Source organism: Desulfosediminicola flagellatus (assembly GCF_005116655.2).
GTDB classification, from domain to species: Bacteria; Desulfobacterota; Desulfobulbia; order Desulfobulbales; family Desulfocapsaceae; genus Desulfopila; species Desulfopila flagellata.
This window is the reverse complement of sequence record NZ_CP050698.1, coordinates 1,548,602-1,575,035: the sequence shown is the minus strand read 5'-3', so window position 1 is coordinate 1,575,035 and position 26,434 is coordinate 1,548,602. Positions and strand designations below refer to the sequence as shown.

Here is a 26,434-nt window from a genome sequence, read left to right as displayed (position 1 = left end):
TTAGAGAAGCAGAGCTTATTCAATAGGATTTCTGCTATTTTTTTTTACAGCATGGTTTTCCGTGGAAAGACAACCAGATTATCAACCTCCGGTATAATCCCTATCAATTCACCAAGAGCATGATTGTGATGGCTGGATACCAGCGCCTGACATTTCTCGCCTGAAGGTAATTCAAGCTGATAGAGAATGTTGGGCCCACGAAATGATTTATGTAATACTTTGCCCTTTACGTAGGCATCCTCAACATGAACAACATCTTCAGGTCGCACAAGCAGATCTACCTCACAACCTGACTCACATGGCAGTGAAAGATTTCCCTGCAAAAGACCCAGGCCGCTTTTCACTTGCCCTGGACCTATCACCGTTCCTGAAACAAGAACTCCGTCACCGACAAATGTTGCCACTTCAAGACTTGCAGGTCTGTGGTAAATATCATGTGCGTTGTCCCACTGCTTCATCCTGCCTTCGAACAGTACACCAATCCTGTCTGCCACCGAAAACGCCTCATGCTGATTGTGGGTAACAAGCAAAGCGGTAGTGCCGAGTTCTTTCAGAATATCGCGAACCTCTACTGTCAGCCTGTCTCTCAAAACAGCATCGAGGTTTGAAAATGGTTCATCAAGCAGCAGCAGTTCAGGTTGAGGTGCAAGTGCTCTTGCCAGGGCAACACGCTGCTGCTGTCCACCTGAAAGTTCATGTGGATATTTTTCAGCAACATCACTAAGACCAACAAGATCAAGCAATTCTTTCACATTCTTTTTCACTTCACTATACTGCTTTGATCGAATGCCAAAGGCCACATTATCAAACACAGAAAGATGTGGAAAAAGAGCATAATCCTGAAAGACCATACCAATAGATCGTTTTTCAGGCGGAACATTTATATCCGATGCAGATACCCGCTCACCATCAATACTCACGCTGCCACTCTGAATATGCTCAAAACCGGCTACGACTCGTAAAAGTGTTGTTTTGCCACAACCACTGGGGCCAAGCAGGCAGCCTATCTCACCCTTTTCCAATACAAAACTCACATCATAGGCAACCTGATTATCACCATATGATTTACATACAGTATCTACCTGCAGAAGCGGTGTTTTCTGTTGCTTTTCCATTTCTATTTCTCCGTCTGCCGAATCAGCAGCACTACAGGAATGATTGATGCCATCACCAGATAAAGTCCGGGCAATGCTGCACGCTCCCACTCCCCTTCACTTGTAAGTTCATAGATTTTCACAGCCAGCGTATCCCAGCCAAAGGGTCGTGTCATCAGGGTGATCGGCATTTCTTTTACGACATCAACCATCACCAGAATGAATGCAGTTAAGAGGCCTTTCTTTAAAAGTGGTCGGTGAATGATCCAGACAAGTTTTGCACCTTTAACCCCCATAATCGCCGCAGCCTCATCAAGACTTGGACTGATCGCCTGCATGCCGCTATCAATGGCTCCAAACCCTGCTGCCTGAAATCGCACCATATACGCCATAAGCATTACGATAACAGTGCCCTGCAACAATGGCCCTGAATCGATATTGAACACTGTGTGTAATATCCCCTGCAGCTGATTATCAAACCAGGCAATAGGTAGAAAGATGCCTACAGCAAGAACAGTTCCGGGAAGCGCATAACCGACTGTCGATATTTTACAGAGCAATACGTTCAGCTTGCCAGGCTTTCTGCGCTTTGCATAACTAAGTAATACAGCGCAGATACAGGTAAGAATAGCTGCACCACCACCTAAAAATAACGTTTGCCATGTTTGTGCCATGTAATCCGGTAAGGCACTATCCTGTGCGGCTTCAACCACCCAAAGTGCAAGTTGGGTAACTGGCAGAACAAAGGCGACAAGCACAATTAATGAACAAAAAAGTGTGGCTGCCAGCCCCTTTCCACCAGAGAGCACTATTCGAGAATGGACACTGCCGCTTCTGGCATTGGCATAATATCGCATCTTTGAGCGATACATTGCTTCGACCAGAACAAGAACCAAAGCGAATATGACGAGTATTGAAGAGAGCTGGGCAGCAGCCTGTAATGAAAAGAACCCGAACCATGCTTTGTAGATCGCAGTAGTAAAGGTATCGTAGTTAAAAATAGAAACTGCTCCAAAGTCCGCCAGCGTCTCCATGAGAACAAGCGCCAGCCCGCTGACAATCCATGGGCGGGCCATAGGCAAAGCCACCCGCCAAAATGCAACCCACGGGCCGACACCCAATGTACGGGCCGCTTCCATAAGCACTCGTCCCTGGCTGAGAAATGCAGAACGGCTGAGCAGATACACATACGGATAGAGCGTAAGGCTTATTACCAGTACCACAAATGGCGTAGATCGCACTTCGATTATAGTACGTTCAAGACCTGGTAAAGTGCGCATGGCGGACTGAACAGGGCCGGTAAAATCCATAACCCCGACAAATATAAACGCCATTACATAGGCGGGAATCGCCATAGGTAAAGTCAGGGCCCAGGAAAAAAATGATCGACCGGGGAAATTACAGGCACCAGTCAGCCACCCCAGAGAAACCCCGAGTAAAGCGGTACACACAAGAACGCCGCTGCTCAACCAGAAGGTGTTGAGCAGCAGCGAAGAAAGAACAGTATCGGCCAGGTGATTCCAGATTTCTCTTTCCGGCCGAAATACTGAGGAAAATATAATCCCGATAGGAACCGCTACCAATCCAGCCAGAATTAGCGCTGACAGCTGCCAGGCATCCAGCCGGATAGATAGCGATTTGAGGTGTTTTCGCATGAGAGTCAATTACTTATAGCTTGCACGATCCATAAGTTTTATCGCCTCACCCTGAAGTTCGCCATATTTAGCGACATTCATTGGGTTGCCGGTGAATGTTCCCCATTTTTCTACAATTGGGTCAACGTCAACGTTCGTGTTCACAGGATACTCCATATTGAGACCGGCAAACTGAGCCTGTGCCTCTTCACCCGAGAGCCACTCAATCAGTTTTACCGCAGCATCCTTATTTTTAGCATGGGTGGTAACACCTGCACCACTGACATTCATATGCACACCGTTGGTCTCCTGATTCGGCCAAAAAATCGCAAGAGGAAGGTCAGGCTGCTTTTTCATGAGACGACCAAAGTAATAGGTGTTTACAACTGTCGCATCAGCGATTCCTGCAGCGACTGCTTCAAGTGCTTTGGTGTCATTACTAAAAGGATCTGCAGCGAGGTTATTTACCCAGCCTTTAACAATCTGCTCTGCCTTTTCTGCTCCATGCTCTGCAATGAGAGATGCTACCAGCGATTGATTATACACTTTTTTAGAGGTGCGGAGAGCGAGGCGCCCCTTCCAGTTATCAGCAGCAAGATCTTCATAGGTTGAAAGCTTTTTATCAGCACCGGAGGTGGTATTGTAGACGATGGTTCGAGCGCGTACTGATAAACCAAACCAGGTGTTGTTCGGGTCCTGAAGGTTCGCAGGTACATTTGCCTCAAGTATTTCAGAAGTAAGCGGCTGAAGTACACCGGCCTCTGCAGCCTGCCAGAGGTTACCTGCATCTACAGTGATAAATACATCTGCAGGTGTATTGGCACCTTCAGCCTTCAACCGTTCGAGCAAGGCTCCGGCCTTTCCTGTTATGTACTTAACCTGCACACCGGTTTTCTTGGTGTACATTTCAAAAAGAGGCTTAATAAGATGTTCATTACGTGCTGAATATACAATAATTTCATTACCTGCTGCTGAAACATATGCAGGAAGGCTGATAAGAACCAACATAAGGGCGGCTAACATTCGTGACAACATTTTCTCTTCTCCTGATCTTTTGTTCGTTTTCAATCTAAAACTCGCCACCTTGTTCAAGATCGTCATCTTGATGTGAAGTGATAGCTTACAGCTGGAAACAAGTTTTAAACTCATAATAATATAATGCTCTTCGTACTCACTTAGAGCAACCAATTAATTTTCGGCAAACCTAAACTATCGAAAAGTTAGTGTCAACAAATTTCGCTACCACCCAGTGGTGTTTTCATCTAAAAACTTTCAATCTCGGGTAACTCTCAGAACCTGCACTCAGCCTACTCCTAAACCTCCTTAAGTGGGAACCAGCCAAAACCACCTCTAAACACTGATAATCACGTATAATCACATAATCTATCAGCTCAAATCTAATCGTATAACCTTTCCTTCTTTGGAGTAGAGAAATACGAACAACCCGATTCTCATTCACCACCAGATTGGTCTAATCTCTGCATCCTGTCTAAAGCACGTCACATTTCCCCTTGACATATCCCTCCGATGCCGATTTAATTTCCCCTCAAAATTACATGTGTTCCTTTGAAAGGAACACATGTGTCTGTGAAATAAACATTTCTTACCCAAGAGGAACGAAACAAACGGGATACCACGCGTAACCGGAAGGACCCGAGCGTCATCTACATGTAAACAGTTAACCCAAACAACTACGCAGTAAGGAGAATTATAAATGGGACAGGTTATTGATTTTCTAAATGGAATTATCTGGAGTAAGGCACTGGTTTTTCTCTGCCTTGGCGCAGGTGTATACTTTTCGATTCTGATGAAATTCCCTCAGGTTCGATTAATAAAGGATATGGTTGGCCAGTTGTTCCATGGTAAATCCTCTAAGTCCGGCGTATCTTCTCTGCAAAGTTTTGCAATGGCCCTTGGTGGTCGTGTCGGTACCGGTAATATTGCTGGTGTGGCTTCGGCAATTGGTTTTGGTGGTCCTGGCGCAGTCTTCTGGATGTGGACCATCGCTTTTCTCGGTGCCGGTTCTGCGTATATAGAGTCTGCCCTTGCTCAGGTTTACAAAGAAGAGATGGATGGTGAGTATCGCGGTGGACCGCAATACTACATCGAAAAAGGTCTTGGCATGAAGTGGTATGCAATCGCCTTTGCAATTTCAGCTATCATCGCAATGGGCTTTTTCCTTCCTGGAATTCAGGCAAACAGCATCGCTGCTGCAATGAATAATGCCTTCGGCATCCCTGCCCCTGTTTCCGGCGGTGTGGTTGTTGCCCTTCTTGCCCTGATCATTTTTGGTGGTGTTAAACGTATCGGACGAGTAGCTGAAGTCGTAGTACCATTCATGGCTATCGCCTACATCCTTGTTGCCGCGACAATTATTCTTATCAATATAGAGAAAGTTCCTTCTGTGTTTTCTCTTATTTTTACCTCCGCATTCAGCAGCGATGCAGCGTTTGGCGCAATCATCGGTCAGGCTATTATGTGGGGTGTTAAGCGTGGAATCTATTCAAACGAAGCTGGTCAGGGTACCGGACCTATGGCCGCAGCTGCAGCAGAAGTTAGTCATCCTGCCAAGCAGGGCCTTGTTCAGGCGTTCTCTGTATATGTAGACACCCTGTTTGTCTGTACCGCAACTGCGCTGATGATCCTTATTACCGGAATGTACAACACTGTTGATGGTGCCGGCGGTTTCCTGTTCCAAAACCCTTCCTTAAGTGGTGCTGCACCTGGACCAATCTTCACCCAGTCAGCTGTTGATACGCTTGCCCCGGGTCTTGGTAGTGGATTCGTTGCGATTGCACTGTTTTTCTTCGCCTTCACCACATTAATGGCATATTATTATTACTGTGAATCAAACGTTGCCTTTTTGGCCAAAAAGTTTAAGAACCACAAACTTGTCTTTAATGTTACCCGTGTCGTTTTGCTGATCATGGTTTTTGTCGGTTCAATTAACTCTGCAGGTCAGGTATGGGCACTCGGTGATATCGGTGTTGGTTTGATGGCATGGCTCAACATTATTGCCATTATTCTGCTTACCCGCACTGGTGTTAAGACCCTGAAAGATTACGAAGCACAGAAAAAGGCGGGCCTTGATCCAGTATTTGACCCGCGTGAACTTGGCATTGAAAATGCTGACATCTGGGTCGAAAAGCTCGAGGCCAACAGAGTTAAAGCCAGCGTTGACCTGAAAAATTAATTGCCCGAAAGCTCCTCATTCCTCAGGGCTTAACTATTCCGCCCTGAGGAATGACCTTTCATTCAAAGGAATCAATGAAAGATACCTCCCCAATTCGTAAGCTCCTCATTCTGGCCACTGGCGGGACAATCGTATGTGATCATACCGAAACCGGTCTTCGCCCCCACTACACCGTTGAGAAACTGATAGAGTGTATTCAACCTGCTGCCAGGAAGCATCATATAGAGGGAAAAACTGTCATGAATATTGACAGCTCAAACATGGTTCCTCAGAATTGGCTTAGTATTGCTCAGGCAATAGCTGATGATTACGACTCATTTGACGGATTTATCATAACCCATGGCACTGATACCATGGCCTACACCGCGTCAGCACTCACGTATCTGTTACAAGGGCTCAACAAACCGGTAGTCCTCACAGGGTCACAATATTCTCTGATAGATGCCACAACTGATGCTATCCAGAATCTTAACGATGCATTGCTGTTTGCCTGCGAAGAACTCGCCGGAGTATTTATCGCCTTTGATGGAAAACTGATAAACGGAACACGAGCTATAAAAACTAAAACCAGAAGTTATGACGCGTTTAACAGCGTCAATTTTCCATCAGTTGCAGTTATTAAGCATAACAAGATTCGTTACAATGAAGCAGCCAACAATGTCTTTTTCAGATCGGATACCGATGCGACGGGCACACCCGCAGCACTCAATATCGCAACCGAAATTGAAGACAGCGTCTTTGTATTAAAACTTTTTCCAGGACTCAACCCTGACATTTTTGACTATCTCAAGACAAAGGTCAAAGGGGTCATTATTGAAAGTTATGGAATTGGTGGTGTCTCATCCGGCATTCTGGATCTTGCATCAAAAGTCCGTGAATTAACAGAGGCTGGTGTTGCGGTCGTTGTAACCACACAGTGCCTGATGGAAGGTGTAGACTTAGATATTTACGAAGTCGGCCGCAGCCTGCCCAGGGAAGATATCATTTATGCAAAAGATATGAATACCGAGGCTATTGTTCCTAAACTTATGTGGGCACTGGCTAAAGGTTCTACGATGCAGGAAGTCAAAGAGCTTGTCGAAACTCCCGTAAACGGTGACATTCAGGAACACCCTGAAACCCATTACTATTTTTAGTTTTACCTCCCAGCGTAATGAAGGATTACATCTCTCATTATGTATAGTCATACCTGACGGGCCCGAAGCACACTATCACACTTGCCAGATCGGGCCCACCTGCCAACCCGTTATTTTCGCAGCGTATTGACAACGACATCAGTTTCTGATTAGCTGCAGTCTATCCGGTAACAATCAGTCACATCCACCTTCATCTGCTATATCTGATTTATTATGAGTAATAAAAGCAGCATTTCAGAAACTCTCGACAAAGGGCTTCGAATTCTCGACCTTTTCTGTGCGGATGACACATCATTTAGCCTGAGTGAAATTTCCAGACGCCTTGAAATCAATAAAACGTCTGTACTCCGCTATGTTGGTGCTCTTTGCGAGCATGGTTATCTGCAAAAAGGCACGAAAGACAAACTTTACAGGCTAGGCCTGAGAACAATCCCTCTCGCGCACTCATTCCTGCAAAAAGCTGAGATTGTACAGACAATTAAGCCCTTTGTTGATGAGATTCACAAACAGCACGGCATTCACATTGATGTGGGGATCATTCAAAACCAGTCGATATATCTGGTCTACAGGCGCGAATCAATAGATACCCTCGCCTTTGCTCATTTCACCGTTAATGCTGATATGTACAATCTGGCAACGGGCAAAGCGGCCATGGCTTTTCTCGATAAAGATAAACAGCAAACCATGCTTGATGCAATTGAGCTGCGACCGGTTACCGGAGCAAGTATTACAGATAAACAGCAACTGCTGGCGGATCTCGAAGAAACAAAAAAACGCGGATATTCAATAAACAAAGAAGAATTTTTGCCAGGCCTGATCGCTATGGGCGCGCCGATATTCAACCTTAGAACCTCCGAGGTTGTCGGTGGTGTCAGCTTTGACTCATCCACAGCACGCTATTCAATGAGCGATTTCGAGAAGCTCTATTCTAATCTGCTGAAAGAACTTTCTAAAACCATCTCTGCTGCAATATCAAAGATTTGATATCGCAAACTATATACTTCTGGATATATCGAAATATGATCCCGACATATTCCACTCATATACTGTTAATACTCATTGGCAGAATAGATCTAAACCGGTATTACTGACGGCCTGATCTATACACATATATACATAACAGGCAGGTTCACAGCAGTCCCCCGGAGCGCAATAATGACAGCCCAGCAACCTGACCAATATGTACTGGCCAGCAGTAAACTCTATTGTAATTTCTGTCCCGGCTACTGCTGTTACAGGCTCGAAGGATCAACCTTGTATGTTGATGCCACAGATATCAACAGGATTGCACGACATTTTGCCATAAGTGACGGCGAGGTACGCAAACAATATATCGAAGGGAAAAACACCTTTAAAGTGCGCAAGGACGGCTCATGTATTTTCCTCAACAATGAAAAAATGCGCGGAAGATGCTCTATCCATCTGGCAAGACCACGGCAATGCCGTGATTTCCCGTATAATGAGCCCTGCCCGTATCTTGACCGTGAAGATCTGCTGGATATCATTCAGCCATTAGTAGAAAACTCAATCACTCTCTTACATAGCGAAAATACCAACTGAACCTCTACAAATCGCCTTAAAATGGATCAGATAAAAGAGCATATTACATCATGGATGAATGACCACGCAAATAACGCAATTGAACCCGGTTCAGATGTACATGCCTTTTCATTCCCTCTTGTTGGTATAGCTTCAGCGGAAGATTCGCTCTTCGACTTTTTGAAATCTGATATAGGACATGAGTTCTACTGGACACCACAGGAAGCATTCTCACTCGCTTTCAAGGATGAATCAGTTCGGGCTGATGAATTGAGCGTCATCGCATGGATTTTACCGCAAACAGAACAGACCAGAATCGCCCATAGAAAGGCTGAAGCTTTACCCAGCATAGAGTGGAGCAAAGTTCGACATTACGGTGAAAAGGTAAACGAAAACCTCCGACGGTATGTTGTGGATCTGTTTACGTCTGAAGGGCTTCAAGCCTGTGCTCCGGTTTTACTCCCTGAATGGTCCGGAGCGGTCTCAGAAAAATACGGTTTTGCCTCATCCTGGTCTGAACGCCATGCTGCCCATGCCTGCGGACTTGGCACTTTTGGCCTGTCAGATGGTCTGATTACGCCCGCAGGAAAGGCTGTGCGTGTCGGTTCGGTTATTGTTCGCAAGAGATATTCTCCCACCATGCAGATACGGCCTTATACTCAACATAACGAATGGTGCCTTTTTCAGGCTACCGGTAAATGTCTCGCCTGCATGCGTCGCTGCCCGGCAGGGGCGATTTCTGAATCTGGTCATGATAAGACCAAATGCAAGGAATATATCCGCAATGTAACTGCAGTTTACGTCGAAAAGGAGCAATTAGGTTTCAAGGTGAATAGTTGCGGCCTATGCCAGACCAAAGTCCCCTGCGAGTCACAAAACCCTTTGAATAGAAAGATTTTTCCACCGCGCGAGAAATTGTAACAAGAGATAACTCGTGAATTTTCAGGACTAGTTTGCACGTGTGAGTCTATAGAAAATGGTTGGTTTCAGAAAGACTCCCAGCGCTATTGTTTTGAAGCAAAAATAAATATATCTATGGTTATTGAACCATCCTGTTCCAGATACTCTTCCCTGCTGATTTCTTGAGGTTCTATCCCGTATTTTTTTAATAATTCCAAAATATAATCGACATCATAGTAGTTGAAGAATATCTGTTCTTTTGAAAAACTTGTTGATTCAAATCCAGAAGTACTTCCTTCCATGAAACTCAGGTAAAGATGTCCATTTTTATCAAGACATTTTGAAATGCTTTCTATGACATTCTCTGCTTCATTCTCGATTAAGTGAACTATACAAAATGATGCGATTACTACATCAAATTCAGCAGGTAACTGTATCGTACATATATCCTCAGTAATGAACGTGCACGAAGGGTTATTGAGCTTTGCAATACTAATGAGTTCAGTAGATAAATCGACACCAGTGCAGCAACAGGTACTATCCAGACTCATGAGTGTTTTAATGACATGACCTGGTCCGCAACCCAAATCTACTATTCGTGCACCTTCAGGCACATAGCCCTTGTGAAATTCAAGTATTTTCTTGGTGTATGTAGAGAAATTTTCAAATTTCAGTGCATAATGTTCTGCATTCCTGTCATATGCATCTATAGTTAGCTTCGTCTTCAGCTCATCCATTATCATCTCGTTATTGTTCAAAAATCAATCAGCTGTCAATTCAGTAGCCCTGAAATAGTCAGGTACACCCGGTTCAACAGTGTAGTGTTTTACGTTGGGCTTATACCCTTGGGCATTAACCGTAAGTTCGTAACTCCCTGCAGGTAACCCGAAGAAAACAAAACATCTATTGTAACAGATATCATCCCGTAAAATCAGGTAATCACTATTTCTGGTATCTTCCCCTTCAATCTGTTGAAGTGTTCTTTCAATTCCATCGCCCTTTAATGTAACTGAGTCTATCTTAATTTTTGAGTCAACTGATCGATATCGATATTCAGGCATTCCAACAGCAGTATCTTCAGGTTCACGTGAATTTGTCACGCATCCACCAATCACACCGTCAGGCAGAATGACAAAATCGAGGTTGTGCATTGTACCTTTTTCAATTGATACAGGTACATATTTTTTCGTTGGTTTTCCTGCCATTGAAACGATACTCGCTAAATATTCCCCAACAGGAAAAGGCCCCAGAACGCTATCATTTTCTATTTCACTTAAGAACGTGATCGTTTCCCCGTTACGTTCTTTTGCAGGACGAAGTATAAGCGTAGGCCTGGGACGTATGCCGTCAAAATCGTAACTATATACATAGTGCGTTTTGAGGTATCCACGGGGTCGATTAACCTGATCATTATGGTTTTCATCAAACTCATTGAGAATTGCATTATATTGCGCCACCACTTCCTTACTCGTAAGTATACTTATGTGATCCTCATTAAATGCATAGTTCATCTTAGCCTCGGCTTGAGGCCTGAAGTCGAGAAGACTGGACAGGCTTATCGTCCCATCATTGTTGTCAGTCGACAAAAGGCTGCGGCTTCCCTTGTGCCCGTAAAACATATAAAATTCAGTTTGTTCAGGAATTTTCTTTCTGTACAATGATTTGATAAAGTCACTCTCCGGCTGCATATCTATCCAACTCGGAATTACCGCAGGAGATCGTTGAACACCATATTCCGCCATTCTGTCGCCACCCCATGGAGTGGCCAGAGAGATAAAGAGTTTTACATAAGGGAATTGCCAGCCGTAATTTACAATAAATGACCTGGCGACCAATCCCCCCATACTATGTGCGGTAAAATAGATTGTGCTGAAATGATATTTCACCTGAAGGTTAGTGAGTTTCCATAACAACAGATAGGACATGCTGTCTATGCGGGCTCCCGTAGGATAGTGAAAAAACCACGGTTGAAAACGGGTTCTATCCAGGTTTTCGATAAAATATTTCCAGTCACCTGGAGTACCGGTTGCACCATGAACATAAAGAACGGGTATTTTTTCAGGATCATACTCCTCAAGAAAATAGATGTTCCCACCCAATTCCTCAAAAAATGAACCAGGCTCCCAATAGCCTTTAACTCCATATTCATGAGCAAAACGTTCATCGTCTAAATTCGTGATCGCGCCCGCCTGCCTACTGCGAAGTTTCGGAGGTATAACCGATGACATTGTAGCTCCAGGGGGGATATCCAATGTTCTCCCTTCTCCCGTGATAGCTATATCAATATTATGAACAACACCAACAGACGGAGCGCTGACCAGTGTGGGGTCGCCATAATGGCCCCCAGGTTCGCCAGCCTCATACACAAGATTGCTGTTTTTATCCCAGAAGGCAAAAACGTAATACTCCCTCTTTTCAACTATGAGTTCATACTCACCAGGTTCGTGTAAAACTGTATAATGTGCTATCTCCAGTTCTTCGTTCATTGAGCACGCGGCGACAATAAGCCTGCCATATCCGATTGGCTCTATATCAACATGCCCGATTATAACAGTAGACTCCAGGCTTCTATCTACTTCGCTTTGCAACTTTATCAGGACGCATCCCGTAGTAAGGAAGCAGAGGATGGTGAGTGCAAAAAACACTTTTGGGGAAATCGACGAAAATTTCGTATTCAAGATATTTTGAGTGGGTTGTAATGATTTCAAATTTGCAATCTCCCAATCTCCTCGTGACTGGGCTATCAACCTCCCCATTCACCGTTTTTTTTGCAAAAGTCAGCTGCAAGCATTTAAGTCACAGCAATCCCTTGAATACACTTAGGTTTTTCATCAATATTTATAAACTGATACAGAGACAGATAATAAAGTCCTTAGATACAGCCAGGTCGCTAATCCTTAAAAACATTACTACTATCGCTCAATGTTACATCATCTTTTCTTCTACACTGGTGACCTTATCACTCATTGACTGTGCGCGATCTGTGCGGGTTCCCATCTTGATGGTTGTTGTTATACGCGGCGCACCCATCTCATGAACTTTTTCATGGCAGAGCCTGACAACCTTCATCACATCTTCCCAATCACCCTCTATATTGGTGCCGTAGGCGTGCAGCGCACTTTTAAGCCCTGCAGTTTTGATTATCTTTTCACACTCAACAATATATTTTGACACAGATACACCTACTCCCAATGGCACAATACATAGATCCATAATTACATGCATTCCCTGCTCCTTTTAAGTTGTATTACTTAAAGTATTAGTGACTATTCAGCAGCACCCCACCTGCCCCCGATCGGGACGCTTCGCATAGACATACTATAGCCAATCGTCCCGCTTGAGGCCATCTGGAGCACTGCTAAACAGTTACGGCCTGGAAAAAAGGGTACGTCTTAGGTCTTGACTGAATAGTTACAAGTATTTCTACATTTGTAATCTGAAAAAAAATAACTCATAGTTCTAGACTTTTACGACAATCGTATCAGGTGTGCAACAGCAGCCTGCACCTATGCATTGCTCTTGAACAGAATGCTGAATTTTACGTTGTAACATATCTAAACAAAAGAACATTCCAGCATATTTAGAGAAATATTTCAGCGGGTCATATCATCAATGATATAGCACATTCCCGCATTAACCACCCCATATCGCTCTCTGGCATTCCCCCTTTTACCTCAAGTTTTCCGACAACTAACAGGTTCAATTAATGAGTTCAAGCAGGCTTCTACCACTTGAGTGGATGGTTAAGAGGTATTTCAAACTTTTCTGCTTATTTTGACATAATCGCGCTTGAGCAAATCATTAAAGCCAAGGATAGCATTCATCGGCGTGCGGATTTTATGGCTTATATTGACCAGGAGGCTGTCCTTACCCTCCTGCTTTTCCCCTTATTACCGCTGTACACTTTGCATACCGTACATCAGTTGAGCTATTATTTATAGTGTGATGCTGTTCAACGACCTCACCGTCGTTACCTGTTCACATAACGCAGATAATGGCTTGGTATTATGCGTCAAAACACCTTGTACAGAGGGGAAAAGCTAATGCCTGAGTATTCGGAAATGTCGGTGGATGAAGTCCTGTCAACTCTTAAAAGCTCAATAACCGGACTAACTGAGGAAGAAGTAGCGGAACGACGGGCCGAAAAAGGATTTAACCGACTGCAGTCCCGTCCGCCTGTTCCTGCCTGGAAGATTCTTATCAGTCAGTTTGCCAATTTCATTATCTATCTTCTGCTCTTTGCAGTGGTGTTCTCGATTATCATCGGTGAATATACTGATTCACTGGTCATCCTTGCCATTCTCGTCATGAACGGCCTGATCGGTTTCTTTCAGGAATTAAACGCTAACCGTTCACTAGAAGCTTTAAAGAAAATGGTCACCGTGGAAGCTGCGGTAACACGTAACGGAATCACCAGGCAAGTAAACAGTGAGGAACTTGTGTACGGTGATATTATTCAGCTTGAGAATGGCGATAAAGTACCTGCCGACTCAAGGTTGATACACGCCATTGAGTTGCAGGTTGAAGAATCGGCCTTAACGGGTGAGAGTGAACCTGTACGAAAACAGATCACCCCTATTCAAGGCAAGTCCGGCCCGGCAGATCAGCTCAACATGGTCTTTTCCGCAACAGCCATCGTTGGCGGCAGAGGGCTGGCTATTGTTACGGCATGTGGTATGGAAACCGAGATTGGCAAAATCTCACAGATGGTTTCTGAAGCCAAAGAAGAAAAGACACCGCTACAACGCCGGCTAGATAGGTTTGGCCGAAATCTTGGCATCGTTATTATCTGTATCTGCATCGTTGTATTCACCCTCTCTATTGGCCGGTTACGCATAGATCATCAAATTATCACTCAACTGATTTTTCTTGAATTTGCCTTTATAGCAATCAGCCTTGCTGTTGCTGCAGTGCCCACTGCCCTCCCTGCAGTTGTTACTATTGCACTTTCAATAGGTACAAAAAGACTTCTGGCTAAAAACATGCTGGTACGGCGGCTCACCTCGGTAGAAACACTGGGTAGCTGTGATGTTATCTGCTCTGACAAAACAGGGACGCTCACTAAAAATATAATGACTGTTAAGCGGGCATGGACCCTTGATGGTGAAATAGACTTCAACCATGACAATGTGGAAGAGAAAGCCAAAGTTGATCGACTATTTGCTCTTCTTTTACAAACTGGTGCTGCCTGTAACAATAGTGTGCTTCACTATAAAAACGGCACAGGTGGAAACCCGACAGAACTGGCACTCTTACAAGCCGTAAATGAAGCAGGTATTACATTTACAGGTCTCCGCATAAACGAGCGGCCCTTTGACTCTGAAAGAAAATGTATGAGCGTAACAGTCCAAGAAAACGACAGGATTTTTCTCTATGCCAAGGGTGCTCCCGACCATCTCATACAGAGATGTTCACACGCCAGAATAGACCAGCAGACCGTCGAACTTACCAGAAAATATGAAGAGATAATCACCAGCGCGTATCATCATCTCGGTTCTCTTGCAATGCGGGTTATGGCTTTTGCATACCGTGAGCAAAATGACGTACAGGACAACCATGAACAGAACCTGATTTTTATCGGTCTTCAGGCAATGATCGACCCTCCGCGGGATGATGTGATCGAATCAATCCGGCGAGCCCACCGTGCACATATCCGGGTAATCATGATAACAGGTGACCATAGTGAAACCGCTGCAGCCATCGCCAGAGAAATAGGGATAAAAGGAAAACGTCTCACAGGCCTTGAGATCGACAGCATGAATGACAGTGAACTGACCAGAGCACTTACCGATACAAATATTTTCGCCAGAGTAATACCCGAGCATAAACAGCGAATCGTAAAGTCACTGCAGGAGAATGGCCATATTGTAGCGATGACCGGAGACGGCGTAAACGATGCCCCGGCCTTAAAGAAAGCTGACATTGGTATTGCTGTGGGTAGCGGCACAGATGTTGCGCGGGAGGCATCCGATTTTGTGTTACTCGATGATTCGTTTACCTCAATTGTTGACGGTGTCGAAGAAGGTCGCGGTATATACGAAAACATTCAAAAATCTATTATGCTGTTGCTCTCCGGCAACCTTATGGAGGTGCTGATCATTTTTATTGCGGTCTTACTCGGTTTTAACCTGCCGCTTACCGCGCTTTTACTGCTCTGGATAAATCTCATTACTGATGGTGCTCCGGCACTTGCCTATTGTGTCGATCCTTATGGTGAAAAAATAATGCAGCGCCCACCAATACCTACCAGTGAAGGAATACTACCCGCCGCCAGATTACGACTGCTCATAGCACTTGGTGTGGCCGGCACAGTTATCGGGCTTTCACTTTTTCATTTTTCGGGCGGAAATCTTGCTGGTGCATCTACACTTGAACGTGCTCAGACAATGACTTTCAATTATATTGTCCTTTATGAGATGCTGCTTGTTTTTGTCATACGTCGCAGTTATCAGGTCAAACTGTTTACCAACCTCTGGTTATGGAGCGCTGTCATTTTTTCAATCCTGATGCAGGCAATTATCATGTACAGCCCACTGGCAAAACTGTTTCATGTGACCCCACTTGGAGTAATCGACCTGTTGCAACTTTTTGCTGCCACCGCACTTTTTGGGGTATTTTGCCTGTTCATCGCCCCCAGGAGGCTGTCCGAGCATGACCAAAACCAAGCAAAATGGTTATCACAATGAGGAATGAGCATTTTTTCCAGGTCAACCACTGAGATCACAAGAGACCGTATTTAAAACGTATTTCACCCAGCCTTGAGTAATGGCTACGAATTACATACTAGCACAGGTCAAAATAACTACGTTTTACGGATTGCCCAAAACATGTACACCCACTATTTATTCAATAAAATTAAGCATACAGAGCGTAGCATATGCGATGTTTGTCACACAGAGAAACGAATTTTCTACGGTTTTCACATTTTTTTAGAATTTCCTCTGTTAAAATCTCATAATTTTGGGTATAGTTGGCAGCCTACTGACCGGAGGTCCCCGTTATCCGGGCGCTTCAGGTCGGGCTAACTTGCCGGTGAATAATGATCCCAAACGGTCTATTATCACCGTTTTTTTATTGAAAACACCAATACAATTCTCGCTTTGCGAATTCACCCTGCAGGGTTGGCCTTTCACCACTATCCCTGCAGCAGCAAGCCTGAAGGAGCCACAATGAAAGACTTACTTATCGAAGATCAGGAGATTCACTCGCTGATCAAACAGGAAGAACTGCGTCAGGCTGAAAAAATTCGTCTGATCGCCTCTGAGAACTATGTCTCTAATGCAGTCCTGCAGGCAAGCGGCTCTGTACTTACGAATAAATACTCCGAAGGCTACGCCGGCAAACGTTACTATGAAGGCCAGCAGCTCATCGATCAGATAGAGATACTTGCAATCGACCGCGCCAAAGCACTTTTCGGTGCTGAGCACGCAAACGTGCAGCCTTATTCCGGCTCTCCTGCAAACCTCGCTGTTTACCTTGCATTCCTTAGCCCGGGAGACACTATTCTTGGTATGGCTCTGCCTCACGGCGGTCACCTGACCCACGGCTCACATGTATCTATTTCCGGTAAATACTTTGATGCGCAGTCCTACAGCCTTGATAAAGAAACCGGTCTGTTAAATTACGAAACCATCCGGCAGACCGCTCTTGCATGTAAGCCAAAGCTTTTAATTGCAGGTCATTCGGCGTATCCGCGTATCCCTGATTTCAAAAAGTTCAGAGAGATTGCAGATGAAGTCGGCGCAATTCTGATGGTTGATATGGCGCATTTTGCAGGTCTTGTTGCCGGTGGTGTACATCCATCACCTGTCCCTTATGCAGACGTTGTTACTACAACCACCCATAAGTCATTACGCGGACCACGCGGTGCGATGATCCTCTGTAAAGCACAACATGCCGCAGCAATTGACAAGGCAGTTTTCCCTGGAATTCAGGGTGGACCGCACGACTCAACCACTGCTGCTATCGCCGTTGCCATGAAAGAGGCTGCCACCGATGAGTTCAAGGCATACGCCGCCCAGGTTGTGAAAAATGCCAAAGCACTTGCTGACACCCTTATAGCTAAAGGATTCCAGCTTGTTACCAATGGCACAGACAACCACCTGATGCTCGTTGATCTTACCAACAAAGGTATACCTGGCAAGAAAGCTGCCAAGGCACTTGATGCTGCCGGCATGGTTCTCAACTACAATGCCGTACCATATGATAAGCGAAAGCCGTTCGACCCCTCCGGAATCCGCATGGGCGCTTGCGCCGTTACATCCCGCGGTTTCACTGAGAAAGAGATGATTTTCATTGGTGAAAAAATGAATATAGTCATAAATGATGCGGAAAACGTAGAATTACATAAAAAAATTGCTGCGGAAGTCAAAGCACTCTGTGCGAATTTTCCGGCTCCGGGTCTTGAGCATCTTTCTTAAGCTCAATTAGATTTCATGTAGACGTAAAACAAAGGGGGCAGTGCCAGTCGGCACTGCCCCCTTTTTAGTATTATGCTCATGAGGGTGAAAACGTTTTTTAAACACGCAGGAAGCAACCAACGCCTATGGATTTACGATATTTTCTAAAAACGATACTGCTGCCGCCATTCACGCAGATTCTTATGCTGCTCTTTGCCTTGAAAATTCGGCATAGTGCCCCCCGAATATCTAAAGCCATATCGTTTATTGCCATCTTCAGCCTATGGCTTCTTGGCAGTCCTGTTGTTGCCACCTACCTTGCCAGAACCCTTGAGCAGAATCCACCATTAACAGTAAGCGCACTGGGCGACATCAAAGCGGATGCCATTGTTATTTTATCTTCGAGTCAGAATGAATTCGCACCTGAGTTCGGGGAATCGGTGAGTGATGACCAGCAACTGGTTAGAGTGAGGTACGGAGCATTTCTGCAAAGAAAAACACAGATTCCGGTCTTACTTGCCGGTGGATCTGTTCGGGGAGATGAAAAGCGCAGCCTTGCAGCGACCATGGCATTTGATCTGGTCAGCGGTTATGGCGGAAAAGTGGACTGGCTTGAAAATACAAGCAGGACCACCGCGGAAAACGCCAAAAATAGTTATACGATTCTCGCTGCAGAAAATAAGACAACTATCCTGCTGGTAACCAGCGCCAGACATATGATGAGATCAAAATGGAGTTTTGAACAGGTTGGATTTACAGTAATCCCTGCACCAACGGATTTTCTCGATCATGACCAGATGACCATCAATTCGTTCATCCCAAGCGCAAGCAGCCTTGAACTCAGCAGTCAGGTTATGCATGAGTGGCTTGGTTACTGGGTATATTCTTTGCTTGCTCTCGTACGTTCTTAACCATCTCCGATATTATGGGGCCATAGCTAGACGATCAAAATACATTATTTTTATCACATCGAACCATAGAACCTTTGTTAGCCTCACAACCTCTCCGCATCAGTCCCCTTCACTTGACCTGACAACGATGTACCACATATACTATTTAGTAGCATATCGCTGTTTCCTTTACTCCAGGTGACACAAGACATCCTTACCATTACATAGATACACACTGCTGCCCTGCAGCAGTGTGTTAAATGTTCCAATAAACTGCCCCCGAGAGGGGAACGGAGGTTGGCATGAGGATTAAACGAAGGGACTTTCTCAAGTTGACAGCATTAGCTGGCGCAAGCGCTGCGCTCAGTGGATGCTCCCGATCTGAACCTGAAATGAACGCTCTTTCGTCAGAAAAAATGCGTTCGATGACTATTGGTGTCGAACCGGGTGAATGGAAACCCACCACCTGCCAGGGCTGTACAACCTGGTGCCCGGTAGAAGTTTTCGTTCAGGATGGCCGTGCAGTCAAAGTAAAAGGAAACAGGTACTCAAAGCAGAATGACGGTAAGGTCTGCCCGCGCGGTCATCTTGCAATGCAGCAGCTGTACGACCCTGATCGAGTAAAAGTCCCGATGAAACGGACCAATCCCAATAAGGGTAAAGGTCATGACCCGAAATTCGTACCAATCAGCTGGGATGAAGCATTAAACACCATAGCCGATAAGATGATGGATCTACGCAACAATGAAGAAACCGAAAAATTCTGTCTGATGCGCGGCAGATACACCTATTTGCGCGATATCATTTACGATGTAATGCCCAAGGTATTTGGATCTCCAAACAATATCTCCCATAGTTCCACCTGCGCTGAAGCTGAGAAGTTCGGTGCCTATTACACTGAAGGGTATTGGGACTACCGGGACTATGACCTTTCTAACTCGAACTACATTCTTATCTGGGGCTGCGATCCGGTTGCCAGCAACCGGATGGTTCCCGCAGCAATCAAGCGACTCGGTGATGCTTTAGACAGGGCCACCGTAGCCGCTGTCGACCCAAGACTTACCACCAGCGCCGCCAAGGCTAAAGAGTGGTTGCCCATCATTCCCGGCACCGATGGAGCTTTAGCTCTTGCCATAGCGCATGTAATTCTCACTGGTGGAGTCTGGAACAAAGAGTTTGTAGGTGATTTCATTGGCGGTATTAATTTGTTTAAGGCCGGTATGGTGGTTGCCGAAAGTTCCTTTATGGAAAAAGAAACTCATGGATTGATACACTGGTGGAATTTAGCTGTAAAAGACATGACTGCAGATAAAGCAGCAGAGATTTGCGGTGTCTCCGCCATCCAGATCACCCGTGTTGCAATGGGACTTGCGGCTGCCGCTCCCAATGTTGCTGTCTGGATGGGTCCCGGTGCCGCAATGCAGGCTCGTGGCGCCTATTCGGCAATGGCTGTCCACGCTTTAGCCGGTTTGCTTGGAAGCGTTGATAATATTGGTGGCTCACTGCAGACTGCCAAAATTCCTGTTAATTCCCTCAATAGTGAGATCCTGAAAAAGCATCAGGACGCACTGGCAAAAAAACATTCCAAGTTTGAAAAAATCGATCAACGCGGCCGCCTTGAGCTTCCTGTTATTGCCAAAGGTAAATCAGGAGGAGGTGTCTCAACCAACAACGCAGCAACCGGCATCGTCAACAAAGATCCATATGAAATTAAAGTGCTGGTTGGCTATATGAATAATTTTGTCTTCTCATGTAATGGTACTGATCGTTGGGAAAAAGCACTCTCATCCGTACCGTTTACCGTCCATCTTACGACCAACGCTTCGGAATTCACCATGTTCGCGGACATTGTCCTGCCATGTACCGTGAATATGTTTGAACGCTACGGCTTTGTTAAAACCAAAGCAAACCGCTATGCAACCTGCACCCTTCTGCAACCTGTAGTTAAGCCGTTATGGGATGTGATTCAGGATGAAACAGAATTCCCTTACCTGATCGCTGAAAAACTCAAAGAACGCGGCTTCTCTAACCTCTATGATTGCCTGGTCGAAATGTATGCGGACCCTGAGACAGGTGCAGTCCCTGCAAATTCAAAAGAATTCACCGTAAATGCTCTGAAGTATTACACCATGCCTCTCTGGGACGGAAAGAAAGACACCCACGGTGACACAATAAACGGATGGGCCGACATGCTGCAAAAAGGCATGTGGAATTCAGAGCCTTACAAATACAAGTCACACTGGGGTGGCAAGTTCAAAACCGAGAGTAAGAAGTTTGAATTTTACAGCGAGACCTTAAAGAAGGCACTTTCCGGCCATGCAAAAAAACATGAGGTTGATGTAGATACGGTTATGGCAAAGGCCAATTACACCGCCCGCGGGGAACTTGCCTTTGTTCCACACTACGAACCTCCCCTGCGCCATGGCAGTAAAGAGGAGTTTCCTTTTGTTTTCATTGATTACAAATCACGGTTAAACCGTGAAGGCAGGAGCCAGAACAGCCCATGGTATTATGAATTCAAGCATGTAGATCCAGGCGATATAGGTGGACAGGACACTCTGCGCATCAACCCTGCGGATGCGGTCAAACTGAACATCAACGATGGCGATAAGGTCAAGATTACTTCAATGGGCGGCAGCGGTGAATGTATCGCTCGAACCTGGGAAGGCGTTCGCCCGGGCACTGTGAGTAAATCCTATGGCCAGGGTCACTGGGCCTATGGCCGCACCGCCACAGGCGACTTTAGTGAAAGTGCCACAAGAGGAGTCAATAACAATACTATCATTCCATGGGAACTCGAGCGACTCTCCGGTTCCAACGCACGAAACGGCGGCCATGCAGCAGTTCGTATCGAGAAGATCCAGCCTGAATAAAGGAGGGCGTAAACAATGAAACAATATGGAATGATAATCGACCTGAGAAAATGTGTAGGCTGCGGTGCCTGCGCTCTTGCCTGTAAGACCGAAAACAATACATCCCTGCGCAATAATGGCCAGACACACAACTGGGCGGACTTTCTTCATGAGACCAGCGGGACCTTCCCGGACACACAGTTTCGCACCCTCCCCGTGCTCTGCAACCATTGTTCTGAGGCTCCCTGTGTCGAAGCATGTCCCGTAGTCCCCAAAGCTATGTACAAGACCGAAGACGGTATCACCATGCATAACAACGATCGCTGTATAGGTTGTCGCGCATGTCAGGATGCATGCCCATACAGTATGGATGAGGTTGAAAAAGATGGCGCCTCCGGAGAATACAGCGTTATCAGCTACAATGAAGAAGGCGTAGCCGCTCACCCGTTTTTCACCTCAAAAGAAGAGCTCATACCTGGTTGTTCAACATCTGCTGCCGAGTTGGTGAAGGCTACAGGAGCGTCGCCGCCACATAGAACTGATTACTATCACTCAGACTATAAAAATGTGCGCAGGGACAACATTGTCGAAAAATGTATCTTCTGTGATCACCGCCTGAAAAACAACGAGTTACCCGCCTGTGTTGAGGCATGCCCTGCCGATGCCAGGATTTTCGGGGATCTAAATGACAAATCAAGCGAAGCTGCAAAGCTTCTGAAAAAGTATCAGAATTTCGTCCTGAAAGACAAAGAGGGAACGTTACCAAACGTTTACTATATCAGGGAATATTCAGCCAGATAGTTTGTGCCTAAAAACAGCATGACCGGTTGGCACCCAGGAGGCTGTTTGACAATAGGAATTTGACCCAAATTCCTATTGTCAAACAGCCTCCCAATAGCAGCGTCTCTTCACGAATAATGCTGCTACATTTGAGTGTTTTATACATATGATTTCCAAAAAATCGGACCTAAACACTATGAATAATCCTACAAATAGCATTACACTCGGCAACGCGTTCAAATTGCTTGCTGCCTGCTTCTATGAACCAGATCGCCAATTGCTCCGCGAGGAACATGTTTGTGACAATCTGATTAGCCTAATGGCTCCTTTAACCCCAAAAGCTGCTTCAGCTGCGAAGGAGATGAAATCAGGCCTCGAATGCAGTACTCAGCAGCAGTTGAGCATTGACTATGCAGCACTTTTTGTCGGCCCTTTTGAACTGATAGCACCACCCTACGGCTCTATATATCTTGAAGGAAAAAGGCAGGTAATGGGTAATTCCACCCTGGATATCCAAAAACATTACCACGATGCAGGTATTGCCGTAGATGTATATGAGCCCGCCGACCATATCGCAATCGAACTTGAGTTCATGTATTACCTGCTGATGCAGGAAGCAGAGGCACTACATAATAACGATGAAAACGTAGCGAATACGCTACGTAATCTTCAAATGCAGTTTTTTCAGGGAGCCATGAGCTGGATTCCTGAATTTTGTATACTTCTCCATAAAGGAGCAGAGACGCTATATTACAAGTCACTGGCAGAATGTCTTGAGAGTTTTCATGACTCCTGTAACTGGCAGTATAGTGCTACGACCTCTGAAATGGGAACCATCCCCTGCCAATGACCACTCTTTCCGACACAACCACTAATAAATATATTGAAATATCGTTATCGATAAAAGGACAGAATTGCCTGCGAAAACGACTACGAGGCTTTGAATGCAATACATGTCTGAAGAGTTGTATTCACGGGGCGTTGGAGGTTGAAGATGGTGAAATAGTCATCAGGCGCGATACGTGTACCGGATGCGGAAGATGTGTCACCGCGTGCCCAGCAGATGTTTTTTCAATTCCAGGGCTGGATTATTCTGAATTCATCAATTTAATACGAAAAAGCGACTCTCCTGTTGTCTCCTGCTTCAGGCAAAATCAGCATTCTGGCGCATACCTTCTTCCCTGCCTGGGGGCCTTACCTATTGAAGTAATTGTTGCACTTGGTATCAGTGACATCGAACGTGTATACTTTCAAACGTGTGATTGCACATCTTGTAAAAATTCACCATTAATCGAAATACTTAACCAGACCTTCTCTCAAATCGGCCGGTTGTTTGGAGATTCGTTACAAACGGAATGCATACTGTGTAAACAACGTGCGGATCTGCCCCAAACGAATTCTGAAAACAGACGCAAATTTCTGATTGAACTGGCTGCGAATCTAACATCATTTGCCGAAAAGAAATTTGCCACCCGAAGAGTTTCGAAAGATCTTACCATCAAATCACATCGTAGAATTCCCCAAAAGACACGCCTACGTAATGAGGCTGTAAATTCTGCAGATATTTCACGATACAAAAAAATTTCAGCCCTGTGCTTCCCCACCTTATCAATAACAGAAAACTGCAATCTCTGTCCTCGATGCACGGGCATGTGTCCTACAGGAGCAATCAGGATTGAACAAACAAATGGTAATAAACGATTATACTATGATGCTACCCGATGTACCGGTTGCGAGCTGTGTGCAATTTTCTGCAAAGAGAAAGCGTTGGAAATCACCCAATCTCCGATAGAGGTATTTCAACGGGGATTGTATTGAAATACGGCATCCCACTCAAACTTGCACCACCATGACGACAGGCATGTTTTCAGAATTTCCTTCAAGCACATCAATAGTACAATGCTACTTACTCATAGATTTCATAGATTTCATAGATTTCTGTTCAGAACCAAACGAAAGCGCCTTCGTCGGGCAGTTCACAACGCAATTGGAACACCGCATGCAATCCAGACTTGGCACCTGCCCTTCCGCCTTGAGGGCGCCGGGATCTGTCTCTATTGGGCAGGATTTCTTACATATCCCGCATTCTTTACACTTGCCCTGATCCACGCGGAGTAGATAGGTGTTCTTTGAAATGAGTCCCTGCATTGTCCCCATAGGACAGACAGTGCACCAGGTACGCGGTTTTAGGATCAGGCCAAAGGCGGTTGCGAAACCGAGCGAGACAATCCACATCATGCGAAAGGTCGAGCCGATCAATTCCGGGTCACTACCTGACATATAGAGTCGTGATCCCAGGAGGCTCATCATCAAACCAAACATCAACCAACGAAACCATTTTTTAGTAAAAAGCGGTAGCATAGGTTTATTGAGGCTCACTTTGGACAGGATGCGCTCAAACACACCTCCCAACCCACAGAACCACCCGCAAAAATAGCGACCTCTGAATAGCGCGATGTTCATAAAAACCGCGATCATTCCGACAATTACCAAACCCAACAGGGGATAGAAATAGCCGCCAACAATGACAAGAGGAACCAGGGGCATAGTAAGCCACTGCATTTTCTTCCTTCCATCAATTTCTTTTTTCATCTCTTGTATTTTTATATCATATTCAAGGTAAACGAGAAGACCACGAGTCAATGAAATAGTCTTGATCGGATCAATGCAAACATCCCCGGTTCGCTATTTAATTAAATTCTTAACCTACGAATGTCAAGATAATTTCTCTTATTACATGGATAAATATCAATATGATTAAATTATCGCTAAGTACTATGCATTTCTATAGCGTGTTAGAGACAACAAGCAGAGATGTCGTCACTTTCATATACAAACACATGCATGCATATGATGTGTTTACAATTTCGTTGCAACACGAGCAGATTTAGAAAAATCAGGGTCGAAGGTAGTGCCTGAAACACTGGAGTAGGCACTACTGTCCTGTCATGCCTCAGATGTCTAATTCTGTTCGCCCTTTTCACTTCCTGACTTCGTTACTCGTTCTGTTACATAGCACTGCTATGCTCCATCGCTCGTGCCTCGCAGGAAGAGAAAAAGCTTCACATGATTACGACATCTGACACATGACATGACACTACATTCATCTATTAAAAATAGGTGGGTTTAAGATTGCGGGTTGTCAGATTCATTTTAAACCAACAATTACAACATGTGATATCGGATCTGATTGACTACCAATAATCCCACATAAACTCACAATCATTATTGACACAGCACATCCATTTTCTGCTTCGCCATATCTAACGCTTCCTGAGTAGAGGCGTTGGCAAAATCGGTCTTCGCTGTTTCACAAGGGGTGTTACCAGATGGTGCTGATGCTTGATCTTGTGGATCCAGGGACGCCACTTGAGAGCATTTACTCTGGTCAATACGGGTTACATTAGCCATCCCTCCAGACTGCTGAACCGTTACACAATCACCAACATGAATTTCCGTCTGATTGGAGACTACAGCTATAACACTATTTGGTCCTGTTCTAACAGAATACTCCCGGCCTTGTTCACTTTTACTGGCCACTTTACCTACAGCACCACCAATAACAGCACCAGTAACAACACTACGCGTTCTATTGTTAGAACTCCGAAGGGCACCAACGGCCGTACCAGCAGCAAGGCCTTTACCTGTATTGCTCTGCTTAAGCTCAACCTGCCCCGCACTCTCAACGATGCCGATAGAAATCTGTGTACTCTGTCCAGATTTCTGACCAAATGTGGACGTCGCTCCACATAATATAATAACTGCTAATGCAATCTGTATTTTTTTCATAATTTATCTTTCACACTATTTAGAAAAGGGTTTGGCTCTCTGACTCATTTAAAACGCCAGGAGTCTGTATTACCTGGCAGTGGATATCATAAACACTCCTCTTGACTGATTTCCATGGAATATTCGGCCAAAAGCATCTGTACATGATAGAAGATTATTTCAAATAGTATTGGTTACCTGGAACAAACAAGAACTTCAAAATGCTCCCTTTGCAGATAAGCTATTTGG

21 protein-coding genes are annotated in these 26,434 nt (G+C 45.1%); 12 read left to right on the top strand and 9 right to left on the bottom strand.

Going from position 1 to position 26,434, the window contains the following annotated elements:
- Nucleotides 1–44: 44 nt before the first annotated feature.
- From FCL46_RS06570 to FCL46_RS06560, 3 genes are read right to left on the bottom strand one after another with little or no spacing between them, the layout of a single operon-like run.
- The gene (locus tag FCL46_RS06570) at nt 45–1,115 is read right to left on the bottom strand and encodes an ABC transporter ATP-binding protein (RefSeq protein ID WP_136805570.1); all 1,071 of its coding nucleotides are present in this window, start codon (nt 1,113–1,115) and stop codon (nt 45–47) included.
- 2 nt (nt 1,116–1,117) lie between these two features.
- Complete coding sequence (locus FCL46_RS06565) at nt 1,118–2,749, bottom strand: ABC transporter permease (RefSeq protein ID WP_136805569.1); 1,632 nt, start codon at nt 2,747–2,749, stop codon at nt 1,118–1,120.
- 9 nt (nt 2,750–2,758) lie between these two features.
- Nucleotides 2,759–3,763, bottom strand: coding sequence for an extracellular solute-binding protein (locus FCL46_RS06560; protein WP_136805568.1), 1,005 nt, complete (start codon nt 3,761–3,763; stop codon nt 2,759–2,761).
- A 679-nt stretch (nt 3,764–4,442) separates the two neighbouring features.
- Here FCL46_RS06560 and FCL46_RS06555 point away from each other — a divergent pair.
- From FCL46_RS06555 to FCL46_RS06535, 5 genes are all read left to right on the top strand, one after another.
- Nucleotides 4,443–5,921: an alanine/glycine:cation symporter family protein gene (locus FCL46_RS06555; protein WP_136805567.1), complete on the top strand. Its 1,479-nt coding sequence runs from the start codon at nt 4,443–4,445 to the stop codon at nt 5,919–5,921.
- 92 nt (nt 5,922–6,013) lie between these two features.
- Entirely contained in the window at nt 6,014–7,057 is a 1,044-nt protein-coding gene (locus FCL46_RS06550; RefSeq protein ID WP_136805642.1) for an asparaginase, read from the top strand.
- A gap of 213 nt (nt 7,058–7,270) precedes the next feature.
- Nucleotides 7,271–8,041: an IclR family transcriptional regulator gene (locus FCL46_RS06545; RefSeq protein ID WP_136805566.1), complete on the top strand. Its 771-nt coding sequence runs from the start codon at nt 7,271–7,273 to the stop codon at nt 8,039–8,041.
- 171 nt (nt 8,042–8,212) lie between these two features.
- Entirely contained in the window at nt 8,213–8,617 is a 405-nt protein-coding gene (locus FCL46_RS06540; RefSeq protein ID WP_136805565.1) for a YkgJ family cysteine cluster protein, read from the top strand.
- 54 nt (nt 8,618–8,671) lie between these two features.
- A complete protein-coding gene (locus FCL46_RS06535; RefSeq protein WP_217909572.1) occupies nt 8,672–9,517 on the top strand; it encodes an epoxyqueuosine reductase in 846 nt (281 codons plus the stop codon).
- Between the two features lie 83 nt (nt 9,518–9,600).
- Here the strand turns inward: FCL46_RS06535 and FCL46_RS06530 are convergent, their stop codons facing one another.
- From FCL46_RS06530 to FCL46_RS28745, 4 genes are all read right to left on the bottom strand, one after another.
- A complete protein-coding gene (locus FCL46_RS06530; RefSeq protein WP_167505754.1) occupies nt 9,601–10,233 on the bottom strand; it encodes a class I SAM-dependent methyltransferase in 633 nt (210 codons plus the stop codon).
- Between the two features lie 24 nt (nt 10,234–10,257).
- Nucleotides 10,258–12,204: an alpha/beta hydrolase gene (locus FCL46_RS06525; RefSeq protein ID WP_167505753.1), complete on the bottom strand. Its 1,947-nt coding sequence runs from the start codon at nt 12,202–12,204 to the stop codon at nt 10,258–10,260.
- Nucleotides 12,205–12,421: 217 nt separating this feature from the next.
- The gene (locus FCL46_RS06520) at nt 12,422–12,721 is read right to left on the bottom strand and encodes an MTH1187 family thiamine-binding protein (protein ID WP_136805561.1); all 300 of its coding nucleotides are present in this window, start codon (nt 12,719–12,721) and stop codon (nt 12,422–12,424) included.
- 530 nt (nt 12,722–13,251) lie between these two features.
- Nucleotides 13,252–13,332, bottom strand: a complete 81-nt coding sequence (locus tag FCL46_RS28745) for a hypothetical protein (RefSeq protein WP_420811267.1) — start codon at nt 13,330–13,332, stop codon at nt 13,252–13,254.
- A 207-nt stretch (nt 13,333–13,539) separates the two neighbouring features.
- Here FCL46_RS28745 and FCL46_RS06510 point away from each other — a divergent pair, with 207 nt between their 5' ends.
- The 7 genes from FCL46_RS06510 (at nt 13,540) to FCL46_RS06480 (ending at nt 24,235) form a co-directional block, all read left to right on the top strand.
- The gene (locus FCL46_RS06510) at nt 13,540–16,182 is read left to right on the top strand and encodes a cation-translocating P-type ATPase (RefSeq protein ID WP_167505752.1); all 2,643 of its coding nucleotides are present in this window, start codon (nt 13,540–13,542) and stop codon (nt 16,180–16,182) included.
- 483 nt (nt 16,183–16,665) lie between these two features.
- The gene (locus FCL46_RS06505; RefSeq protein WP_136805559.1) at nt 16,666–17,916 is read left to right on the top strand and encodes a serine hydroxymethyltransferase; all 1,251 of its coding nucleotides are present in this window, start codon (nt 16,666–16,668) and stop codon (nt 17,914–17,916) included.
- A gap of 125 nt (nt 17,917–18,041) precedes the next feature.
- A complete protein-coding gene (locus FCL46_RS06500) occupies nt 18,042–18,806 on the top strand; it encodes a YdcF family protein (protein WP_136805558.1) in 765 nt (254 codons plus the stop codon).
- A 281-nt stretch (nt 18,807–19,087) separates the two neighbouring features.
- Nucleotides 19,088–21,658 (top strand): molybdopterin-dependent oxidoreductase, encoded by a 2,571-nt coding sequence (locus FCL46_RS06495; RefSeq protein ID WP_136805557.1) that lies wholly within the window; start codon nt 19,088–19,090, stop codon nt 21,656–21,658.
- A gap of 15 nt (nt 21,659–21,673) precedes the next feature.
- Entirely contained in the window at nt 21,674–22,438 is a 765-nt protein-coding gene (locus FCL46_RS06490; protein WP_136805556.1) for a 4Fe-4S dicluster domain-containing protein, read from the top strand.
- A gap of 175 nt (nt 22,439–22,613) precedes the next feature.
- Nucleotides 22,614–23,267, top strand: a complete 654-nt coding sequence (locus FCL46_RS06485) for a TorD/DmsD family molecular chaperone (RefSeq protein ID WP_167505751.1) — start codon at nt 22,614–22,616, stop codon at nt 23,265–23,267.
- Nucleotides 23,264–24,235, top strand: coding sequence for a 4Fe-4S dicluster domain-containing protein (locus FCL46_RS06480; protein WP_136805554.1), 972 nt, complete (start codon nt 23,264–23,266; stop codon nt 24,233–24,235). The genes FCL46_RS06485 and FCL46_RS06480 overlap by 4 nt, the downstream gene beginning before the upstream one ends.
- 84 nt (nt 24,236–24,319) lie before the next feature.
- On the opposite strand, the gene FCL46_RS06475 is transcribed toward FCL46_RS06480, so the two are convergent.
- Both FCL46_RS06475 and FCL46_RS06470 read right to left on the bottom strand, forming a co-directional pair.
- Nucleotides 24,320–24,979: a 4Fe-4S binding protein gene (locus FCL46_RS06475; protein WP_228723342.1), complete on the bottom strand. Its 660-nt coding sequence runs from the start codon at nt 24,977–24,979 to the stop codon at nt 24,320–24,322.
- A 663-nt stretch (nt 24,980–25,642) separates the two neighbouring features.
- Nucleotides 25,643–26,206 carry a hypothetical protein gene (locus FCL46_RS06470; protein ID WP_136805552.1) on the bottom strand — a complete coding sequence of 188 codons (564 nt, stop codon included), beginning with the start codon at nt 26,204–26,206 and terminating at the stop codon, nt 25,643–25,645.
- Nucleotides 26,207–26,434 lie beyond the last annotated feature (228 nt).